Source organism: Planktothrix sp. FACHB-1355 (assembly GCF_014748295.1).
Lineage (GTDB): Bacteria > Cyanobacteriota > Cyanobacteriia > Cyanobacteriales > Aerosakkonemataceae > Aerosakkonema > Aerosakkonema funiforme_A.
In genome coordinates this window covers 1-4137 of the sequence record NZ_JACJUP010000603.1, presented here as the reverse complement: position 1 = coordinate 4137, position 4137 = coordinate 1, and the positions used below count along the sequence as shown (strand labels likewise).

The 4137-nt window shown below is 44.7% G+C and carries 2 protein-coding genes; one reads left to right on the top strand and one right to left on the bottom strand.

Annotated features, from left to right (window positions below):
* Positions 1-395: 395 nt before the first annotated feature.
* On the top strand, positions 396-3524 hold the full coding sequence (locus H6S82_RS21465) for a tetratricopeptide repeat protein (RefSeq protein ID WP_190471159.1): 3129 nt from the start codon (positions 396-398) through the stop codon (positions 3522-3524).
* A gap of 40 nt (positions 3525-3564) precedes the next feature.
* Here H6S82_RS21465 and H6S82_RS21460 read toward each other — a convergent pair whose 3' ends face one another.
* On the bottom strand, positions 3565-3942 hold the full coding sequence (locus tag H6S82_RS21460; RefSeq protein WP_190471156.1) for a hypothetical protein: 378 nt from the start codon (positions 3940-3942) through the stop codon (positions 3565-3567).
* Positions 3943-4137: the final 195 nt, after the last annotated feature.

Below are 4137 nucleotides of genomic sequence, written 5' to 3'. Positions count from 1 at the left end.
TTGTACCTCAGAATCTAATTGGTAATGTTGGCGGTGTAAAAATAAGATTGGGACAGTTCAGATTAAGTTTTACATCTGAAAAACGAACAAAAAGTTTTCTAAATACCCAGTCAAAAGTCAATAAACTTAACTGGGCATCTTTCAAATATCTTTGTTCATTACACTTAACTATCGGGAGAGGTTTAATCAAATATGTAAAATTCTGAGAATTTAGGCGATCGCATTTTCCACTTGGTTATCGGATAGCCTCTATTACTATCAAATTGAGTACCAGCAGGTAAGAGCGATCGCGTTTAGGGTTGAGTAGCCCCGTTCTGAGGGGAGCATTTTTGGGAATAATAAAGCAAATAACTGTAAATCAAGGCTTTTCTTCCCAGAAAAACAGAGGTAGCATCATGGCTTGGCGAATCAAACAGCGCTGGCAGGGATGGGGTTTATTGGCTCAGGTTAGTCGTCCCAGTATGGTTTTATTGAGCGTTGCGATCGCTTTGTCGTCACCGGGGGCAATGGTGGGAGCCTCGTCTGGAGATAGTTCGGTAACGCAGTCTGTACCGGAAAAGCTGACTCAACAGCAGGGGGGAAGCTTGTCAGAAAGCGATCGCGCTGCTCAACAAGCTTTTGCAGAAGCTATGCTATTGCATCAACAAAAAACGCCAGAAGCTATGCGTCAAGCTCTTCAGAAGTATGAAGAGTCCCTCCAATTGTGGCAGAAGGTAAGGGATCGTACTTGGGAAGCTATTACGCTTACAGCCATCGGTCAAGTCTACTCCGATTTGGGTGAGAAGCACAAAGCACTAAGTTACTATGAGCAAGCACTTCCACTTTTCCGTGTCGTGGGAGAACGCAAGGGAGAAGCTCTAACTCTCAACAACATCGGCCAAATCTACTCTGATTTGAGTGAGAAAGCGAAAGCGCTAGACTACTACGAGCAGGCACTCCCAATCTGGCGTATTGTGAGGGAACAATCTGGAGAAGCTTTAACTCTCAATAACATCGGCTTAGTCTACCAATTTTTGGGTGAGAATCAGAAGGCACTCGACTACTTAAACCAGGCTTTAACTTTAAGACGGGCTATAGGCGAGCGTGCTGGTGAAGCCATTACTCTCAATAGCATTGGCAAAGTCTATAATGCTTTAGGGGATAATCAGAAAGCACTTGACTACTTTAATCAAGCACTGCCGCTGAGTCGGGCAGTAGGCGATCGTGCTGGAGAAGCTACTACTCTCCACAACATTGGCGTTATCTATAATGGTTTAGGTGAGAAGCAGAAGGCATTAGACTATTTAAACCAGGCTTTAACTTTAAGACAGGCCGTAGCAGATCGTGATGGACAAGCCGTTACCCTCAATAGCATTGGTATTGTCTATAACACTCTAGGAGATAAACAGAAGGCACTCGACTACTTTAATCAAGCGCTACCGCTGTGGCAGGGGTTGGGCAATCGTGCTGGAGTTGCCTCTATTCTTAGTAACATTGGCACGGTTTACATAAGTTCTCAGGAAAAGCAAAAGGCATTAAATTACTTAAACCAGGCTCTAACCCTAAGACGTGCAGTAGGAGATCGTGCTGGTGAAGCCATTACCCTTAATAACATCGGCAATATTTATCTCCTTTTACAGGATGAACAAAAGGCACTTGACTACTTCAAGCAAGCGTTGCAACTGAGTAATGAGGTGAAAGATTCCAGTAGCTCCGCCTATACTATCCACAACATCGGGAGAGTGTACAATAACTTGGGTGAAAAACAACGGGCGTTGGACTACTACAATCAAGCACTGCCCTTATGGCAAATGGTGGGCGATCGTAGTGGGGAACTATCTACACTCATTGACATTGGTGAGGTTGAATTTACTCGCCAAAATCTTAACCAAGCCTTAGTTCAAACCAAAGCAGCGATTGAGATTATTGAATCGCTACGCATCAAAGTTACTAATCCAGACCTCCGCGCCTCTTACTTTGCTACAGTGCAGGGCGCTTATGGACTCTACATTGACATCCTAATGTCATTGCATCAGCAAAACCCCAACACAGGTTACGATAAAGCAGCATTTGAAGTAACTGAACGCGCCCGCGCCCGAACTCTCCTCGAACTTCTAAATGAGGGGCGTGCAAATATCCGCCAAGGTGTAGATCCAGAACTGCGGGATAAAGAACGCCAATTGCAACAGCAACTTACTGCACGAACTCAATACCAACTCGCACTATTTAAAAGTCAACCCACAGAAGAACAAAAGGAAGCAATTAGAAAAGAAATTGCAGATCTCCAGACGCAATTGCAAGAAGTCGAAACTCAGATCCGTGCTAAAAATCCGCGCTATGCCGCTTTGACACAACCTCAACCCCTCACCCTCAAAGAAATTCAGCAACAGGTAGTAGATACTAACACTATACTCTTAACCTACTGGCTGGGTGAAGAACGCAGCTATTTATGGGCAATTACACCCACGACTATTAACACTTATGTACTGCCCAAACAGGCTGAAATAGAGACAGCAGCCAACCAAGTCTATAATTTTCTGATTAATCCCAGCATGATGAGAACGACACCCAAAAAGGCAGCAGCAGCTACAGCTGCTCTCAGCCAGATGGTTTTGGGGCCAGTTGCCGGAGAATTAGGACAGAAACGTTTAATTATTGTGGGTGATGGGACGTTGCAATACATCCCTTTCAGTGCTTTGTCTTTACCTAAAGCAAATCCGACTGATGAGGTTAAGCCCTTATTGGTGGAACATGAAATCGTTAACTTGCCATCTGCATCTACTCTAGCTCTGATCCGGCGCGACACAGCCCAGCGTCTACCTGCCCCGAAAGCTGTCGCAGTGCTGGCAGATCCGGTTTTTTCTCAAGATGACCCACGTGTTAAAGGTCATGCACAGGTAGCAGCACCTACTACTTCATCCCAACTCAGACAGATGACTAGAGGCTTAGATGAGGGTGCTGCTGTGTCACTATTCGGACGGTTGCCAGGAACAGAACGGGAAGCCAATCAAATTTTAGCTTTGGTGCCTCAGAGCGATCGCTTCCAAGCTTTCGATTTTGATGCTTCTCGCGAAACCGCTACCAGTCCGCAATTGAGCCAGTACCGCGTTCTGCACTTCGCCACGCACGGCTTTTTCAACACGCTGCATCCAGAACTATCGGGAATTGTCCTATCTTTGGTCGATCGACAAGGTGAACCTCAGAATGGTTTACTGATGACACCAGACATTTTTAATTTGAATTTGCCAGCTGAATTAATCGTTTTGAGTGGTTGTCAAACTGGACTGGGTAAAGAAATTAGAGGAGAGGGTTTGGTAGGTTTGACAAGAGGGTTAATGTATGCTGGTGCTAGTCGCGTAATGGTGAGTTTGTGGAGTGTGCGGGATGATTCTACAGCTGAACTAATGACTCGATTTTATCACAAAATGCTGCAAGAAAAATTGCCACCCGCAGCAGCGCTGAGAGCGGCACAAATATCGATGTGGCAAGAGAAACGCGAACCTTATTCTTGGGCAGCTTTTATTCTTCAGGGCGAGTGGAAATAAGAAGGTTTTTCAAATTTCTACTACGCCCTGAATGAAATATTTACACTCGATTGACGCTGGTTACTGCTGATGATTGACCTGTGCGTTCGTTGATGATAGTAATCCACTTATCATCGCTATTGACAATGACAGTAACCGTGTCACCAACTTCCGCGCCGATACGACCTGCATAATAAACTTCGTACACATTGCCCGTAGCAGAACTCTTGACGTAGATCGAAGAAGGCCAAATTTTCGTGACAGTGAAAGCTCGGCGGGTTTGGGCAATTAGGACTGTAGATGTATTTTGCTGGGAGGCTTCTGTTGTGCGATCGGGAAAAATTCCCCCGGAATTAGCCAGTGCTGGTAAAGTAACTAAAGAAGTAGAAATGGTGGTTGCCAACAGAGCAGAAGTAGCTACAAATTTGCTGTTAAACATGGAATAATTTACTCCTTTTTGGAGAAGAATCAAATTGTTTCTACTTCTTTATCGGGAGAGGTTTTTCAGATTATGTAAGCAACAGGAAAATTTTTTGATTTTTAGCCTTATTCGGCTTCGCCAATCAGCGTAAATGCAGCCCAGTTTTTAGGTTGAGGATGTTTTTCCATTGTTTTGAGCATCGCTTGGCGTAAG

Coding starts and splice junctions, on each gene's coding strand:
- H6S82_RS21465 (WP_190471159.1), top strand. CDS start 396: ATGGCTTGGCGAATCAAACAGCGCTGGCAGGGATGGGGTTTATTGGCT.
- H6S82_RS21460 (WP_190471156.1), bottom strand. CDS start 3,942: ATGTTTAACAGCAAATTTGTAGCTACTTCTGCTCTGTTGGCAACCACC.